The 17,010-nt window shown below is 64.7% G+C and carries 13 protein-coding genes; 6 read left to right on the plus strand and 7 right to left on the minus strand.

Translation table 11 applies throughout. From position 1 onward, the window contains the following. The first annotated feature begins 362 nt into the window (after nt 1-362). The gene (locus tag ACJ7C5_RS11565; RefSeq protein ID WP_412703961.1) at nt 363-1,325 is read left to right on the plus strand and encodes a TerC family protein; all 963 of its coding nucleotides are present in this window, start codon (nt 363-365) and stop codon (nt 1,323-1,325) included. A gap of 106 nt (nt 1,326-1,431) precedes the next feature. Next, on the plus strand, nt 1,432-2,202 hold the full coding sequence (locus ACJ7C5_RS11570) for a rhomboid family intramembrane serine protease (RefSeq protein ID WP_412703962.1): 771 nt from the start codon (nt 1,432-1,434) through the stop codon (nt 2,200-2,202). Between the two features lie 112 nt (nt 2,203-2,314). On the opposite strand, the gene ACJ7C5_RS11575 is transcribed toward ACJ7C5_RS11570, so the two are convergent. Beyond that, entirely contained in the window at nt 2,315-3,430 is a 1,116-nt protein-coding gene (locus ACJ7C5_RS11575; protein ID WP_100447235.1) for a glycerophosphodiester phosphodiesterase, read from the minus strand. Nucleotides 3,431-3,633: 203 nt separating this feature from the next. Between ACJ7C5_RS11575 and ACJ7C5_RS11580 the strand changes: the two genes are divergently transcribed. Beyond that, nucleotides 3,634-4,716: a beta family protein gene (locus ACJ7C5_RS11580; protein WP_412703963.1), complete on the plus strand. Its 1,083-nt coding sequence runs from the start codon at nt 3,634-3,636 to the stop codon at nt 4,714-4,716. Here the strand turns inward: ACJ7C5_RS11580 and ACJ7C5_RS11585 are convergent. From ACJ7C5_RS11585 to rpmH, 6 genes are all read right to left on the minus strand, one after another. Further along, a complete protein-coding gene (locus ACJ7C5_RS11585) occupies nt 4,664-5,251 on the minus strand; it encodes a sce7726 family protein (protein ID WP_088028168.1) in 588 nt (195 codons plus the stop codon). The genes ACJ7C5_RS11580 and ACJ7C5_RS11585 overlap by 53 nt on opposite strands. Before the next feature lie 104 nt (nt 5,252-5,355). Continuing rightward, on the minus strand, nt 5,356-6,705 hold the full coding sequence (gene mnmE, locus ACJ7C5_RS11590; protein WP_412703964.1) for a tRNA uridine-5-carboxymethylaminomethyl(34) synthesis GTPase MnmE: 1,350 nt from the start codon (nt 6,703-6,705) through the stop codon (nt 5,356-5,358). A 3-nt stretch (nt 6,706-6,708) separates the two neighbouring features. Next, on the minus strand, nt 6,709-9,381 hold the full coding sequence (locus ACJ7C5_RS11595) for a polysaccharide deacetylase family protein (protein ID WP_412703965.1): 2,673 nt from the start codon (nt 9,379-9,381) through the stop codon (nt 6,709-6,711). Nucleotides 9,382-9,530: 149 nt separating this feature from the next. Further along, on the minus strand, nt 9,531-11,246 hold the full coding sequence (gene yidC, locus ACJ7C5_RS11600; protein ID WP_412703966.1) for a membrane protein insertase YidC: 1,716 nt from the start codon (nt 11,244-11,246) through the stop codon (nt 9,531-9,533). Beyond that, entirely contained in the window at nt 11,246-11,740 is a 495-nt protein-coding gene (rnpA, locus tag ACJ7C5_RS11605; protein WP_021203275.1) for a ribonuclease P protein component, read from the minus strand. Before rnpA ends, yidC begins: the two co-directional genes overlap by 1 nt. A 5-nt stretch (nt 11,741-11,745) precedes the next feature. Further along, the gene (gene rpmH, locus ACJ7C5_RS11610) at nt 11,746-11,886 is read right to left on the minus strand and encodes a 50S ribosomal protein L34 (protein ID WP_005411729.1); all 141 of its coding nucleotides are present in this window, start codon (nt 11,884-11,886) and stop codon (nt 11,746-11,748) included. Nucleotides 11,887-12,141: 255 nt separating this feature from the next. On the opposite strand from rpmH, the gene dnaA reads away from it, so the two are divergent. From dnaA to recF, 3 genes are all read left to right on the plus strand, one after another. Next, nucleotides 12,142-13,473, plus strand: coding sequence for a chromosomal replication initiator protein DnaA (gene dnaA, locus ACJ7C5_RS11615; protein ID WP_005411730.1), 1,332 nt, complete (start codon nt 12,142-12,144; stop codon nt 13,471-13,473). A gap of 275 nt (nt 13,474-13,748) precedes the next feature. Continuing rightward, nucleotides 13,749-14,849, plus strand: a complete 1,101-nt coding sequence (dnaN, locus tag ACJ7C5_RS11620; protein ID WP_005411731.1) for a DNA polymerase III subunit beta — start codon at nt 13,749-13,751, stop codon at nt 14,847-14,849. A 991-nt stretch (nt 14,850-15,840) separates the two neighbouring features. Next, nucleotides 15,841-16,935 (plus strand): DNA replication/repair protein RecF, encoded by a 1,095-nt coding sequence (gene recF / locus ACJ7C5_RS11625; RefSeq protein WP_094001765.1) that lies wholly within the window; start codon nt 15,841-15,843, stop codon nt 16,933-16,935. The last annotated feature ends 75 nt before the right edge of the window (nt 16,936-17,010 follow it).

Here is a 17,010-nt window from a genome sequence, read left to right on the forward strand (position 1 = left end):
GGGTTTACACCCCTCTCTTTTTTCCCGGGGGGGGGGGGGGGGGGCCCGGGGGGGGGCCCCCCCCCCCGGCGGGTATGCCAACCAAGGTTGGCACCTGCCAGAGCGGGGACCCCGGTCACCCGCCATTTGACGGCAGCCCGGCCAGGCCGCAGAATCGGCGCCAGAAGGGGAGTAGCTCCCAGACGTTGTCGCCGTCATTTCGAGCCCGCAGGCTCCGGTGCAACGGCAGTTCCAGCCGACTGGAACTGCGAGCGAGACCTTCGCCGTACTGGCGAAGCTCTGTCCCTGGATCCCCCTCCCGATCCTCCGTTGCAGATCCTCGCCGTCCGGCCTGGCATTCATCTTTCCAACGGACATTCCCAATGCAGACGATCGGTAACGTGTGGTTGTGGGGCGGCTTCGCAGCGGTGGTGGTCATCGCCCTGCTGGTCGACCTCGTGTTGATGCGCCATGGTGGACCGCACAAGGTCACCTTCAAGGAGGCCCTGTGGTGGTCCATCGGCTGGGTCGCGCTGGCCCTGTTGTTCAATGCCGGCCTCTGGTACTACCTGAATGAGACCGCCGGCCAGGTGGTGGCCAACAAGGTCGGCCTCGAGTTCCTGACCGGTTACCTTGTCGAGAAGGCGCTGGCGGTCGACAACATCTTTGTCTTCCTGATGATCATGAGCTACTTCGCGGTGCCGGAGGAGCAGCGCCAGAAGGTGCTGATCATCGGCATCCTGGGTGCGATCGTGCTGCGTACGATCATGATCTTCGCCGGCAGCGTGCTGATCACCCAGTTCCATTGGCTGCTCTACGTGTTCGGCGCCTTCCTGCTCTTCACCGGCTGGAAGATGTGGTTCGCCGCCGGCCAGGAGCCGGATCTGGAGGCCAACCCGGCCCTGCGCTGGATGCGCAAGCACCTGCGCCTGCTGCCGGACTACGCCGGCAACGCGATGAGCGTGAAGCGGGACGGCGTGCGTTGGTTCACCCCGCTGTTCGCGGTGCTGATCCTGATCGCGGTGACCGACGTGATCTTCGCGGTGGACAGCATCCCGGCGATCTTCGCCATCACCACCGACCCGTTCATCGTGCTCACCTCCAACGTGTTCGCGGTGCTGGGCCTGCGTGCGATGTTCTTCCTGCTGGCCGGCATGGCCGACCGCTTCCACCTGCTGCCGTACGGGCTGGCGCTGGTGCTGGGCTTCATCGGCATCAAGATGATGATCATCGACCTGTTCAAGATCCCGACCCCGGTGTCGCTGGGCGTGGTCGCGGTGATCATCGCCGCCACCGTGGTGCTGAGCCTGAAGTACCCGCCGAAGGAAGGCGAAGGCCAGGCCTGAGCCTGACCCGCTGGTTGGCGCGGCCGGTGGGATTGTCCCGCCGGCCGTTTCCACTCTCCCGCAGCGGTAGCCTTGGTTTCGCGCCAACCACCGCCATTGCTGAGGTATGAACAACAACGCGCCCCTGCCCGCCGGCGACGCGCCGGCCCCCCGCAATGACCGCTCGCGCATCCTGCGGGCGTTCAATGTCAGCCTGGCCGCCGTGCTGGTGCTGGTGGCCGTGTTCGCCCTGCAGGGCACGTTCGACTGGCGACCGTGGGCGGTCGCGCCACTGGAAGCCAAGGGCCTGCTTGGCCTGATCGGCGGCCCGATGCTGCATGCCTCGGTCGAGCACATCGTCGCCAACAGCATCGCCATCCTGATCCTCGGCACGCTGGCCGGCAGCGTCTACCCGAAAGCCACCGTGCGCGCCCTGCCCCTGCTGTGGCTGGGCTCGGGCATCGGTGCGTGGATGCTGGGCAATCCGGGCAGCGTGCACCTGGGCGCCAGCGGCGTCACCCACGGCCTGATGTTCCTGCTGGCCAGCCTCGGCCTGCTGCGCCGTGACCGTGCGGCGATCGCCACCGGCCTGATCGGCATGCTGTTCTACGGCGGCATGCTGATGACCATCCTGCCGCACGCCGACGGCGTGTCCTGGCAGTCGCACATAGGCGGTGCCTTCGCCGGCATCATCGCCGCGCTGCTGTTCCGCAACGCCGACCCGCTGCCGCCGCGCCCGCGCTACAGCTGGGAGGACGAAGAAGAAGACATCGAACCGCTGCCCGACGATGAGCTGGAGCCGCCGTCACCGCAGCGCGTGCCGGTGCTGTGGCAGCCGCGCGAGGGCCAGGACTACGTGGTGATCCCGTTCCGCCGGCCGGAAGACCCCCGCGGTTGAGGTGACGGTAGTGCCGGCCGCTGGCCGGCAACCTCATGACCCGGTAGTGGCCGACCTTGGTCGGCACTCCTGCCGTGTGCCAACCAAGGTTGGCATCTACCAGAACCCCCCGTCAGTTCGCCGCATTCCCCGCCGCGCCCATCCCATCCACCGCCTGCCGGCCCAGCGCCGGGTCATCGGTGAAGAACGCATCGATGCCGGTGGCCAGGTAGGCGCGCATTTCGGCGATCGAGCCCTCTGCATTGCGCGCGTTGTCAGCGCCCTTGCGCAGGTTGCTGGCCTGGAAGTGGTTCTCCGGGCGGAAGGTATACGGAATCACCATCAGGCCCACCGCATGCGCATCGCGCACCAGCGTGGTCGGCGTGCCCAGTGCGCCCTTGTCATCCAGCGGAATGATCGAGCGCAGCTCAGGGCCGATGCTGTCGGCGTAGCTGGCGATGTCCTTCAGTCCGGCCGGCGTCATCATCTGCGCGTAGGTCAGGGTGCCACCGGCCTTGGCAATGTCGGCTGGCTGGGTGTCGCCCTTCCACAGCAGCTGCAGCAGGCGGATGTTGCTGCCGCGCGGGATCTTGCCGCGCAGGTAGCGCAGGTTGGCGGTCTCGAACGACTGGATGGTGACCGGCCCGACGTTGGTGTATGCGTTGCCACGCAGCGCGGCCAGGAGCTTGTCCTCCATCGGCAGGCCGATCGACTGGAAGTAGGTCGGATGCTTGATCTCCGGGACCAGGCCGATGCCGCGGTTGGCGCGGCCGGCCTGCTGCACCAGGAAGGCCAGGATCTCGTCGAGGCTGGCAATGCGGAACTGGCCATCGTAGGCAGTGCTGCGCAGTTCCGGCAGGCGCTCACGCGCGTACAGCGTCTTCAGCTCGGCCAGGGTGAAGTCTTCGGTGAACCAGCCATCGACCTTCTGCCCGTCGATGACCTTGCTGGTCCGGCGGCTGGCGAACTCCGGATGCGAGGCGACGTCGGTGGTGCCACCGATCTCGTTCTCGTGGCGGGCCACCATCACCCCGTCCTTGGTCATGACCAGGTCCGGTTCGATGTAGTCGGCGCCATCGGCGATGGCCTGCGCATAGGCCGCCAGGGTGTGCTCGGGCAGCAGCGCGCTTGCCCCGCGGTGGCCATAGACCGACACCTTGTGCGCGGCCGGGGTGGAGGATTCAGCACTCATGGCCACCGATGGTGCCACGGCCAGCGACAACAGCAACGCACAGCCCCACGACTTCACTGCGACTTCCCCAAGCGGTATGTGATGGGCGTCAGTATGCGGCGGCAATGTGACAGGTGGGGGACCTGGGGTCGGATCCCCGCAGGGGCTCCGACCTGACCGCCCCCATTCTTCAAACAATTCTGATTGAAGCGCTGCACGGCCCGCGACTAGCCTCCAAGGACCAACAGCGAAGTTGTCAGGGGCAGATCATGGAACAACCGATGTACATGCCGATTCTCAAATGGCGGCAGGGGGAGTATCTCGCGGTGGGTCGTACCAGCGAAGGAGTCAAGGATGGGATCTATCCCCTGTTCGAGATCCCGATCGAGCAGTGGGACTTCGAGAACGATGCACCGGCCAAGTCGCTCGATGACCACCTAAAGATGGTAGGCAGACGTCTGAGCAGTAACTGGAAGGCGCGGAGCTGCCTGTTCGATTCGCCCTATCTTGCCGGGGACGACACCATGGCGGACGGGCAGCACCATCTGGAACGGATCTTCGACCTCACGCGGACCGCGGGATGCAAGGCCATTCCCGTGACCGGCATTGACCGGCATGTCGACTACCAGCAGGCGGTAGCACGGATCGTCGCCCGCGATGCTCGTGGCTGCGGATTACGGCTGGTGCCGGATGATCTTGAAGGAGGGCGCCTGGCCCGGATATCAGGGTTGCTGAAACTGTTGGGCGTGGTCTCGGGTCAGGTGGACCTGATCCTCGACAGCTCGGCCGATGTCGCCGACTCGCCCACGCTTCAGGCATCGACTTGGCAGGCATGGATTACGGCGGTTCCGGATCTGGCCGACTGGAGATCGATCACCCTCGCAGGTGGTAGTTTCCCCGCCAGTCTGAGCCCCTCTTCGAGCTATCGCCCACATGGCGACGTGAACCGGCGGGAATGGCGCGCGTACACGCGGCTAGCCCGCATGCACTCTGGACGAATGCCATGGTTTGGTGACTATGGCTGTGCTTCTCCGCAGACGGAATTGATGGATCCGCGCCTGTTCGACCCCAATGCCAAGATCAAGTACACGATAGATGATCAGTGGCGGATCGTTGTAGGTACCCAGATCAAGCGCAACGGCCGCGACCAGTACCGTGATCTGTGCCGGCACCTGGTCTCCGATCTGCCGGTGGTCTTCATGGGGCGCAGCTACAGCTGGGGCGATGCGTACATCGAGGACTGCGCAAACAGTGTCACCAGTACGGGGGGAAGCTCGACCTGGCCAACGGTAGCGACCAACCACCATATGACTAAGGTTGTTCGCGACCTCGCCAGTCTGACCGGCGCTTCAACTGATCCCTGACCAGCGCACGGATTTCCGCAAGACTGTAGAGCTCCGACAGACGTTCACATAGCGCTGCGCGGTTGCCGCGCAGCGCTGATTTTTCAGGCGTCCGCCCACCGATCAGAGCAGAAATTTCATCGCGCCAGAGAAGTGCCGCGACGGCCGTCGCGCTCACTGATGGATTGAGTTTTGCAGCCCGCACTAGTTCCAGCCTCACTGCGTTGCGCGCTCCACGTAATGCCAGCCTGACCCCCCACCAAGCAGGCAACGTCTCTAGGGCATGGTCCAGATGACGCTGTCCCACCACGATCGTTGCCTTGTCAAGGACATCGGAATAGAACTGCTGCTGCAACGGGAGTCTCCGCAGCGTGTCGACATCACTCTTGATCTCGTAGCCGTGCAGGTGGCCATTGATGACGCAGACGTCGACCCGGCAGGCACCGCGCGCAAGCCCCATTTCCTCCACCACAAGCGTGTTCGGATTTGCGACATGCTCAGCAATGACCTTGCCCAGCAGGGCTGATCGCACGTCACTGTCGGTGATCGGGTTCATGGCGGCATGATATCAAGGAGGCGTCGCGCACCGGGTTGAAACCCCTCGCCGTCAGTCATGAGTAAGCGAGGCAGTCAGAGCCTCTCCGGGGATCTCACCTCGCGTTACTTGCCGATGCAGAAACTGGAGAAGATCCTTCCCAGCAGGTCATCGGCACTCATCTGCCCGGTGATCTCGCCCAGAGCGTCATGTGCCAGCCGTAGTTCCTCGGCGGCCAGCTCCAGGTGTTCGTGGGCCAGTTCGCCATCGGCGCGCTGCGCGTGTTCCTGCGCACGCTCGATTGCATCCACATGCCGCGTGCGCGCGGAGAACTCGCCATCCACCTGCTCCCCTGCCCCGGCCGATGCGATCGAACGCAGGCGCGCATGCAGATCTTCGAGCCCGGCGCCGGTGGCGGCCGAAACGAACACCCGATCCGGATCGTCCAGCGCCGGCAACGCATCCAGCAGGTCCGACTTGTTGTGGATGTAGACCTTGTGCGGCACCGCCGCCACGGCATCGCCCAGTGCGGCTTCACCCGCAGCCGGATCGCGCGCATCCAGCACGATCAGCGCCAGGTCGGTGCGCTCGATTTCCACGTGGGCGCGGCGCATGCCTTCGCGTTCGATGGCGTCGCCGCCGTCGCGCAGGCCGGCGGTGTCGACCAGGGTCAGCTCCAGGCCGTCCAGGCGGATGGTTTCGCGCAGCGTGTCGCGGGTGGTGCCGGCGATGTCGGTGACAATGGCGCGCTCGCTGCCGGCCAGGGCATTCAGCAGCGAACTCTTGCCGGCATTCGGCGGGCCGATCAGTACTGCGTGCAGGCCATCGCGCAGGCGACGGCCGCGTTCTGCATCCCGGCGCAGCAGGGCCAGGTCGCTGCGCGCCTGTTCCAGCCCACGCCGCACCTGCGCGCCACCGAGCGTATCCAACGGTTCGTCGGCGAAGTCGATGGCCGCTTCCACGTGGATGCGCAGCAGCACCAGCTGCTCGACCACGGCGTCGATGCGGCGCGAGAACACGCCATCCAGCGAACGCCGTGCGGCGCGTGCGGCACGGTTGTCGCCTGCGGCAATCAGGTCGGCGATGGCCTCGGCCTGGGCCAGGTCGAGCTTGCCGTTGAGGAACGCGCGCTCGCTGAACTCGCCCGGCCGCGCCTGGCGCGCACCGAGCGCGATACAGCGCGCGACCAGCTGCTGCAGCAGCACCGGGCTGCCATGGCCCTGCAGTTCCACCACTTCCTCGCCGGTGAAGCTGTTCGGTGCCGGGAACCACAGCACGATGCCATCGTCGATCACCTCATCGTCGGCATCGCGCAGGCGTGCGTAGTGCGCATGGCGCGGGCGCAGCGCGGGCGCACCCAGCGCGTTGGCGATGGCCGCAGCGCGCGGACCGGACAGGCGCAGCAGGCCGACACCGCCAGCGCCGGGCGCACTGGCGATGGCCACGATGGTGTCGGTACGGATCGCGTCGTTCATCGCTCAGAGCTTCCCCAGCTGCGCACGTGCCTGCGCCGCGCCACTGCCCTGCGGCTGCAGCGCAAGGTAGGTGGTGTAGGCCTGTTTGGCCTTGGCCTTGTCGCCCGCGTTGAAGTAGGCATCGCCCAGGTTGAGATAGGCCACCGCACGCGACGGATCGATCTTCAGCGTGTTCTCCAGCCAGCGTGCGGCTTCGGCGTAGCGCTGCTGGCGGTAATAGACGAAACCGAGGTTGTTGGCAGCCTGGGCGAAGTCCGGGCGCAGCTTCAGTGCTTCGGTGAACTGCGCGGCCGCCTCGTCGTACTGCTTCTCGCGGTACAGCTGCAGGCCGCGGTCATTGGCCTGCTGCGCGCGCTGGCGGTCGGACGCCGGGCCGGCAGTGGGTACCACCAGCTTGGCCTTGCCACCCTGCAGGTCGGCCACGGTCACCGGTGCCTGGCTGCCCTTGGCCTCGCTGGCGGCATCGACCTTGTTGTTCAGCGCGATCGCCTCGGCGGTCAGCTGGCGCGTATCGGCGTTGAGGAATTCCTGGCTGTCCGGCACCTGGAACACGAACTCGCCGCCCTGCGAACCGGGCAGGCTGCCGAAGGCCGGCGTCTGGTGCGATACCGCGGACACTGCCGGCGCCACGTAGGCGGCCAGTTCGGTGCCGGTGATCAGGCCATCGCCGTTGAGGTCGCCCTTGCCGGCCAACGCCTGCAGCAGCACCCAGGTGAACACCGAATGGCCGTTCGGGCCGGCATCGGCCACCTGCTGGTCGGCACCGCCGGCGGTCAGCATCTGCCGCGCGCTGCGGCGGGCGTTCTCGCGCAGGAACGACGACGACGACGGGCCGCCACGGGTCAGGCCCAGGCCGCTGTAGCAGGCATCCATCACGAACATCACGTGCTTGGCCTGCATGCTCTCGGCGATGTTCTGGATGTCGGTCATTGCGATCGCGTCGGTGGCGAATTCCTTCGGATCCGAATCGACGGGGATGATGTAGCCGAGGTCGCGCCCGGAGGCGAGCTGGCGGGTCGCGCCATGGCCGGCGAAGAACACGAACACGCGGTCGTTCTTGCCGGTGCGGTCGTCGGCCAGGCGGTCGTGGAAGGCGGCCAGGATGTTGTTGCGGGTGGCCTGCTCGTTCTTCAACACGATCACCTGCGAGGACGGGAAGCCGAACTGCCCGGTCAGGGTATCGGCCACCGCCTGCGCGTCGTGGCTGGCGTACTCCAGCTTCGGCCACTTGGCGTAGGTGTCGATGCCGACCACGATCGCCCAGGACTTCTCGTAGCCGGTGGTGATGGTGGCGGCACCGGTATCGCCCTTGCGCGCACGGGCGACGGTGAAGTCGCGACCATTCCAGCCGGCGAACTGGTAGCCGTCGGCGATCAGCCGGTCGAGGATCTGCGGCAGCGCCTTGACCGCACGGTCATGGATGTCGTGGAACAGGATGATGCCGCGCTGCTCCTTGTTCACCTGGTCGAGCACGCGCTGCACGATCGACTCCGGCACCGGGTCGGCCCAGTCCATCGAGTCGATGTTCCACATGATCGACTTCAGCCCGGCTTCGTTGAGCAGCTGCAGGCCTTCGGCATTGCGCGCGCCATACGGGAAGCGGAACAGCGGCGCGCGCTTGCTGTCGACGTCCTTCAGCAGCGTGTCGGTGTCGAGTACCTGCTGGCGCAGCGCGTCGCCGGTGGTGCGCGACAGCTGGGCGTGGGTCAGGCTGTGGTTGCCCACAGCGTAGCCCTCTTCCATCAGGTTGCGGCTGATCTTCGCCATCGGGCCGAGGCTGACCTTGCCATCGGCCTCGACCTTGCCCAGGTTGCGGCCCACTTCGAAGAACACACCCGGTACGTCGTAGCGCTTGAGGATGGCCACCACTTCATCGGTGTAGGCCTTGTGCGGGCCATCGTCGAAGGTCAGCACCACGGTCTTGGCCGGCAGGTCGCGGCCGAAGATCTCGCGGTCGCTGTCCTTCATCGACATCGGATACGGCTCGATCACGCCATAGTCGCGCAGGATCGCTTCGCGGCTGTAGTCCTTGTGCAGGTGGGCGATGTAGTCGTCCCACTTCTCGCGCTTCAGTTCGATGGCACGGGTGCGCTCAAAGCGGCTGAAGATGCGGGTCAGTTCCTGGTTGTAGTTGCGCTCGATCTCGTCGAGCGCCTCCAGGTCCTCGCCGATGCGCTGGTGCAGCTTCACCGCCGGCAGCGAGGAATCGGTGCCGATCCGCTCATGCAGATCACGCAGCACTTCGCGGAAGGCCAGGCGATCGGCATCGAACAGTTCCGGCGCCGACTCGATGTAGTCCAGCACGGTGCCGAGGGTGGCGAAGCGCTGCGAACTGGAGCCACGCAACAGCGTGTCGAACTGCGCGGCGATGGCCGTGCGCTGTTCCAGGCCATCGTGGAACAGCTGCTGTCCCACGCGCGTGGAGGTGCCGCGGTCGGCGGCCGACTGCTGGTCCTCGTCGGCCAGCAACACGATGATCCGGCGGTAGCCGTCCAGCTGCTTCTGCAGCGCGGCCAGCAACGGGGCCGCGGCGGGATCGGCGGCGGCCGCGGCCTGCGCGCTGGGCTGGGTGACCGTGGTCGCCGGCGCCTTCGCGTCCTTGTCGCCACAGCCGGCAACGACCAGGGTCAACAACAGCGAGGGCAGGAACAGGCGGAACGACGACGCACGCGGCATGGCGGACTCGATGGATGGAGGAACGGTGTGCCGGCGATTCTAACGCCGCATGCGAAAAGCCCGCCTTGCGGCGGGCTTCTGCTGGTCGGTCAGGCCAGGAGCAGTCGACTAACAGTCGACTCTACCAAGCAGGTGACCTGCCGGTCGGATTACTTCTTTTTGACCGGGGCCGGCGCGGTGGTGGTCGGAACCGGCTCGCCGCCATGGCGCTTGGTCATCCACCACTGCTGCAGCAGGCCCAGGCCGCCGTTGACCACCCAGTACAGGACCAGGCCGGACGGCATGAAGGCCATCATGACGCCGAACACCAGCGGCATGAACTGCATCATCTTCTGCTGCATCGGGTCCATGCCCGGTGCCGGCGTCAGCTTCTGGGTGAACCACATCACCGCCACGTTGATGACCGGCAGGATGAAGTACGGGTCGCGTGCGGTCAGGTCCTGGATCCAGCCGAACCAGGGCGCCTGGCGCAGTTCGACCGATTCCACCAGCACCCAGTACAGGGCGAAGAAGATCGGCATCTGGATGAGGATCGGCAGGCAGCCGCCCATCGGATTGATCTTTTCCTTCTTGTACAGCTCCATCATCGCGGTCTGGAACTTCTGGCGGTCATCGCCATAGCGTTCCTTCAGCTGCGCGATGCGCGGCTGGAAGCGACGCATCTTGGCGCCGCTCTTGTACTGGGTCGCCGACAGCGGGTACAGCACCAGCTTCAGCAGCACCACAAGACCGACGATCGCCCAGCCCCAGTTGCCGACCAGCTTGTGCACCTGGTTCAGCACCCAGAACAGGCCCTGGCCGATCACCGCCATCATCGAGAAGCGGCTGTAGTCGACCACGCGGTCCAGGCCCGGCACGTCTTCCTTGGCGATGAGGTTGACCAGCTTCGGGCCAACCCACAGGCGGGCCTCGGTGCTGGTGGACTGGCCCGGGGCCACGGTGAAGGCCGGGCCACGCGCTTCGATCAGGTCACGACCGGCCACCTGCGACAGCACGTAGTGTGCGGTCTGGTCCTTCTGCGGGATCCAGGCGGTGAAGAAGTGGTGCTGCAGCATCGCCAGCCAGCCGCCGGTGATGTTCTGGTTCAGCGCGCCGTCGTCCAGGTAATCCTTGAACGCACGACGCTGGTACTTCTTGTCGTTGTCGTACCAGGTGGCACCGTTGAAGCTGAACGAATCCGGGTTGGTCATGCTCCGCGACAGGATGGTCGGGGTGCGGTCCAGGGTGCGGTAGACGTAGCCGTTCCACGGCGCGGCGCCGGCATTGCTGACTTCGTCCTTGAAGCGCACGGCGTACTCGTTGCGCGAGACGGTCAGGGTGCGCTTGATGGTCACGCCGTTGTCGGCGGTCCACACGAACGGGATCTGCAGCTCGTTCTGGCCCTTGGCCAGCACGAAGTCCGTGGTGTCACCGACCAGCTTGAAGCCGTCAGCGCCGGGAACCGGGGTGTTCTTGTCTTCGCTGGCCCAGCCACTGATCGCGCTGTACGGATGCGCGGGATCTTCGGTCAGCAGGCGGACCGGCGGGCTGCCTTCGTCCTTGGTCTGCGGGAACTGCAGCAGCTCGGCGTCGAGCACGCGGCCGCCATCAAGCACCAGACGCAGCACGTCGGTGGTGACGGTCACGCGCTGGCTGGCCGGGGTGGCGCTGGCCTGGGCCTGCACAGCGGTCTGGCCCGGGGCACCCGGAACCTGTGCGCTGGGGATGCTGCCCGGGGCGGCGCCCGGAACACTCTGTGCGGCAGCCGGGGCCGACGTGGTCGTCGGTGCCGGGGTCGGAGCAGCCTTTTCACGGCTCCACTCCATCCACAGCAGCACGGCCACCATCAGCCAGGCAAAAATGAGGAATACGCGGGTCTGGTTCATCAGCGGACAGGCTCGGCGGGGCCGGGACGCGATGCCGGCTCGGTCAAAGAAGGAGTTGCGATGCCATCAGGCGGCGGCATTGTGCCGTCCACGCCCGGCGTGGGCAATGCACGCAGGCGACGCAGCAGGCGCAGGAAGGCCTGGCGGATCTCGTCGTTGCTGGCGGAACGCGCAGCACTTCGAGCCACGACGACGAAGTCGCCTGGCTGGATGTCGGTACGTGTCTGACGCAGGATGTCGCGCAGGACGCGCTTGATCCGGTTACGCCCGACGGCGTTCGGATCTACCTTGCGGGAAACCGCCAGACCCAGCCTGGCCGGCCGGTCAGCCGGCAGCCAGTGCAGGGTCATCAGCGGATCGGACACACGGCGGGCGCCGTTGAAGACCGTTGAGTATTCGGCACGCGTGCGAACCCGCGCAGAGCGAGGGAATCGCTTGCGCGGGTCTGCAGTATTCACTGTCGAAGGGATTGCGTCTGCCGCGATGTGCGGCATGGCAATCAGGCGCTCAGGACTTTGCGGCCCTTGGCGCGGCGACGCGACAGGATCTTGCGGCCGTCAGCGGTCTTCATACGGGCACGGAAGCCGTGGTCGCGCTTACGCTTGAGGTTGCTGGGCTGGTAGGTGCGCTTCGTGGCCATTGGGGGCCTCTCGTATGAATGGGACGGAAAGAACCGGAAATTCTAGAGAGGTACCCCGCCCCAAGTCAACCCCTGGCAGCTACGCGAATTCACTGGGCTGTGCAATAGCTGTGGATGTTTTTGTGAATAAGTAGGGGACAAGCATTCCGAAGGCGGGCGCTCGGTGGTAGTCTGAGCCATCCATTTCCCCCCTTTCCGGCCTGTGTTTGGGCGCCTTGTCGCGTCCATGCCCCGGCCACCGGACGATTATTGCTGATGGATGCTTGGTCCCGTAGTCTCGAGCGCCTCGAAGCGGAGTTCCCGCCGGAAGACGTTCATACCTGGTTGAAGCCGCTGCAGGCCGATCTGCGCGTGGACAGCCTGGTGCTGTATGCACCGAATGCCTTCATCGTCGACCAGGTCCGCGAGCTGTACCTGGCCCGGATCCGCGAACTGCTGGCTCATTTCGCCGGTTTCAGCGACGTTTTTCTTGAAATCGGCTCGCGTCCGCGCCCTGTGGAGGCGCAGAACGCGCCGGTTTCCACGCCGTCGGCGCATGTGTCCAGCGAACCGCAGGTGCCGTTTGCCGGCAACCTGGACAATCACTACACGTTCGCCAACTTCGTCGAAGGCCGCAGCAACCAGCTGGGCCTGGCCGCCGCCTTCCAGGCGGCGCAGAAGCCGGGCGACCGTGCGCACAACCCGCTGCTGCTGTACGGAGGCACCGGCCTGGGCAAGACCCACCTGATGTTCGCCGCCGGCAACGCCATGCGCCAGGCCAACCCGGGGGCGAAGGTGCTGTACCTGCGTTCGGAACAGTTCTTCAGCGCGATGATCCGGGCCCTGCAGGAAAAGACCATGGATCAGTTCAAGCGTCAGTTCCAGCAGGTGGACGCGCTGCTGATCGATGACATCCAGTTCTTCGCCGGCAAGGACCGCACCCAGGAAGAGTTCTTCCACACCTTCAACGCGTTGTTCGATGGCAAGCAGCAGATCATCCTGACCTGCGACCGCTATCCGCGCGAGGTCGAAGGCCTGGAAGCGCGCCTGAAGTCGCGGCTTGCCTGGGGCCTGTCGGTCGCGATCGAACCGCCGGACTTCGAGACCCGCGCCGCGATCGTGCTGGCCAAGGCACGCGAACGCGGTGCCGAGATTCCCGATGATGTTGCGTTCCTGATCGCCAAGAAGATGCGCTCCAACGTGCGCGACCTTGAAGGTGCGCTCAATACCCTGACCGCCCGCGCCAATTTCACCGGCCGCGCGATCACCACCGAATTTGCCCAGGAAACCCTGCGCGATCTGCTGCGCGCCCAGCAGCAGGCGATCAGCATTCCCAACATCCAGAAAACCGTTGCCGACTACTACGGCCTGCAGATCAAGGATCTGCTGTCGAAGCGTCGGACCCGCTCGCTGGCCCGCCCCCGCCAGGTCGCCATGGCCCTGACCAAGGAACTGACCGAGCACAGCCTGCCCGAGATCGGCGACGCCTTTGCCGGTCGCGATCACACCACGGTGCTGCATGCCTGCCGCCAGATCCGGACTCTGATGGAAACCGACGGCAAGCTCCGCGAGGACTGGGACAAGCTGATCCGGAAGCTGAGCGAATGATGCACGGATGCCGATGAGGCGTCATCGCACAAAACGGTGCAGAATCCGGTAGCAAGCGCGGGACACGTTGTGGATAAAAATGGCGTCTGAAATCGCGTCGAATTTATCCACAGCTTTCCCCACCCCCTGGGGGTCGGTAATACAGAGGGTTTCGAGGTCTGAAATTCTTTTATTTACAAAGACTTAGCGTTGTTTTCCAGCGATTCTGTCTCTACCAGCACCACCAAGCTTTTGATTTATTCCACATTTTTTAAAGCATAGGGGCACGGAACCACATGCGTTTCACACTGCAGCGCGAAGCCTTTCTCAAGCCGTTGGCACAGGTCGTCAACGTGGTCGAACGCCGCCAGACCCTTCCGGTTCTGGCCAATTTCCTGGTCCAGGTGCAGAACGGCCAGCTGTCGCTGACCGGTACCGACCTGGAAGTGGAGATGGTGTCGCGGATCGCGGTTGAAGATGCCCAGGACGGCGAAACCACCATCCCCGCCCGCAAGCTGTTCGAGATCATCCGCGCTCTGCCCGACGGCAGCCGGATCACCGTCTCGCAGACCGGTGACAAGATCACCGTGCAGGCCGGCCGCAGCCGCTTCACCCTGGCCACCCTGCCCTCCAACGACTTCCCGTCGGTTGACGAAGTGGAAGCCACCGAGCGCGTGGCCATCGGCGAAGCGACCCTGAAGGAGCTGATCGAGCGCACCGCGTTCGCGATGGCCCAGCAGGACGTGCGCTACTACCTCAACGGTCTGCTGTTCGACCTGCGCGGTGATGCCCTGCGTACCGTTGCCACCGACGGCCACCGCCTGGCGCTGTGTGAAACCGACCTGGCCAAGCCCAGTGGTTCCAAGCGCCAGATCATTGTGCCGCGCAAGGGCGTGACCGAACTGCAGCGCCTGCTGGAGAGCGGCGATCGCGAGATCGAGCTGGAAGTCGGCCGCAGCCACGTCCGCGTCAAGCGCGACGATGTCACCTTCACCTCGAAGCTGATCGACGGCCGTTTCCCGGATTATGAAGCGGTCATTCCGATCGGTGCCGACCGCGAAGTGAAGGTTGATCGTGAAGCACTGCGTGCCTCACTGCAGCGCGCCGCGATCCTGTCCAACGAGAAGTACCGCGGCATTCGCGTGGAAGTCTCGCCGGGCAACCTGAAGATCAGCGCGCACAACCCGGAGCAGGAAGAAGCCCAGGAAGAGATCGAAGCCGACACCACGGTCAGCGATCTGGCCATCGGCTTCAACGTGAACTACCTGCTGGACGCCCTTTCCGCCCTGCGCGACGAGGAAGTCATCATCCAGCTGCGCGACTCCAACTCCTCGGCGCTGGTGCGTGAATCCAGCAGCGAGAAGTCGCGCCACGTGGTGATGCCGCTGCGGCTCTGACCGCTGCGCTGTTCCACGTGGAACCGAACGACGCCCGGGATCTTCCCGGGCGTTTTTTTGCAGGTTCCACGTGGAGCATCGAACGCGAACCCGTTGAAATGGATCCTGCCCGAGTGGATGTCCTCGGTCACTAGATGCTTGATGTCTCCGAACGATCCTTCTGAAACCTTTGAACTGAAGCAGCTGGGCAACAGGCCATGGTCAGAGGATCAACCCGCATTGCTCTGCCGCGCTTGCCGGATTCCAGGATCAAGCTTCGGTGCCCTGCTTGCCGATCAGCGAACATGTGGAATGGGTGGCCTGCGTCTTCGTTGCCGTTTCTGAAAACGCCACTGTCCACAGCTCTGGTTCGGATCAGATCGGGCCGAGCCTAGCTTCTAAATCTGGGTATAAATCTAAAGCATGGTGGTGATGGTAGGGCCAGATCTCGTGGAAAAATGCCTTATCTCCATGATTTAAAAGGCATTTATGCACCTGAAACCCCCTGTATAGAGGCCCCTCAGGCTGGGGGGGAACCTGTGGATAGTTTCAGAGCTTGGTCAAAATGGCTTTTTTATCCACAAATTGCCCATACCTTGTGTATAAGTCATACATGGTCGCTGTGGACAGCGTGAAACGGACAGCATGAATTTCTTGAAATCTGTGGAACCGTCCAGGAGACGGCATCGCAGATTTCAAGAAATCTGCGGGCCATTTACGGCGACTGCGGGAACGTGGTGCGCACGAGGTCCGGACACAGGGCCTGGAATCGTTGAATTCTGAGGGTCCATGCCCTGCCTTCCGCTGCAGATTTGAAGGATTTCCAGGGCGCTCCAGACCGGTGATCGTGCCCTTTGTTGAAGCGCCGCCACGTGGAACACGCGATCCGGACCTCCGCTTCGTTCCATCCTCCGGCATGGCAGCCGCAGAGGGCCGTCCGGCTTGACCAATGCAGTAAGCTGATGGATTCCCTGCCCCTCTACCGCCTTGTGCGGATGGTCTTTCGCGCCCCATGCAGATCCGCCGCCTCGCCTTGCATCAACTGCGTCGCTTCAGTGCGGTGGACCTGTCGCCACAGCCGGGATTGAACCTGCTGACCGGCGACAACGGTGCCGGCAAGACCAGCGTGCTCGAAGCCCTGCATCTGATGGCGTATGGCCGCAGCTTCCGTGGCCGGGTGCGCGATGGATTGGTGCGTCAAGGCCAGGAGGCGCTGGAAGTCTTCGTGGAATGGGACGAACAACGTGCCAATCACCCACCGCACCGCCGAAAGGCCGGCCTGCGCCACAGTGGCCAGGACTGGAAGGGACGGCTGGACGGCGAAGACGTGGCCCAGCTTGGCAATCTGTGCGCAGCGCTTGCGGTAGTCACGTTCGAGCCAGGCAGCCATGCGTTGGTCAGCGGTGGTGGTGAACCCCGCCGCCGCTTCCTCGATTGGGGCTTGTTCCACGTGGAACCGGATTTTCTGTCCCTGTGGCGCCGCTACTCCCGGGCACTGAAACAGCGCAATGCCCTGCTCAAGCAGGGCGGGCCGTCGCGGATGCTCGATACCTGGGATCACGAGCTGGCCGAGGCCGGAGAACCACTGACCAGCCGCCGCCAGCACTACCTGGAGCGTCTGCAGCAGCGCACGGTAGCCTTGGCCGCCAGTCTGGCTCCGCAACTCGGCATCCAGGGACTGGAATTGAGCCCCGGTTGGCGGCGGCATGAGCTTCCCTTGGCCGATGCCCTGCTTCTGGCCCGGGAACGTGACCGACAGGCCGGGTATACCTCGGTGGGCCCGCACCGGGCGGACTGGAGTGTGGATTTCCACAGCATTCCCGGGCGTGACGCGTTGTCCCGCGGCCAGGCCAAGCTGACGGCATTGGCCTGCCTGCTGGCACAGGCCGAAGACTATGCGGAACAGCGCGGCGAATGGCCGGTGATCGCGCTGGACGATCTGGCCTCTGAGCTGGATCGCACCCACCAGGCGCGGGTACTGGAGCGCCTGCTCAATGGGCCGGCACAGATCTTCATCACCGCCACCGAAACGCCGGCGGCGCTGGAAGAACTGACTCACATCGCCCGGTTCCACGTGGAACATGCACAGATCGTGGCTGTGCCATAGTGGACACACCAGGGCCGCTCGACCCCGGCTGGTATAATTCGGGTTGGAATCCTTTCATTCTCGGCGCATCGCTCC

Origin of the sequence: Nocardiopsis yanglingensis, assembly GCF_045809185.1 — a bacterium.
GTDB lineage: Bacteria > Pseudomonadota > Gammaproteobacteria > Xanthomonadales > Xanthomonadaceae > Stenotrophomonas > Stenotrophomonas yanglingensis.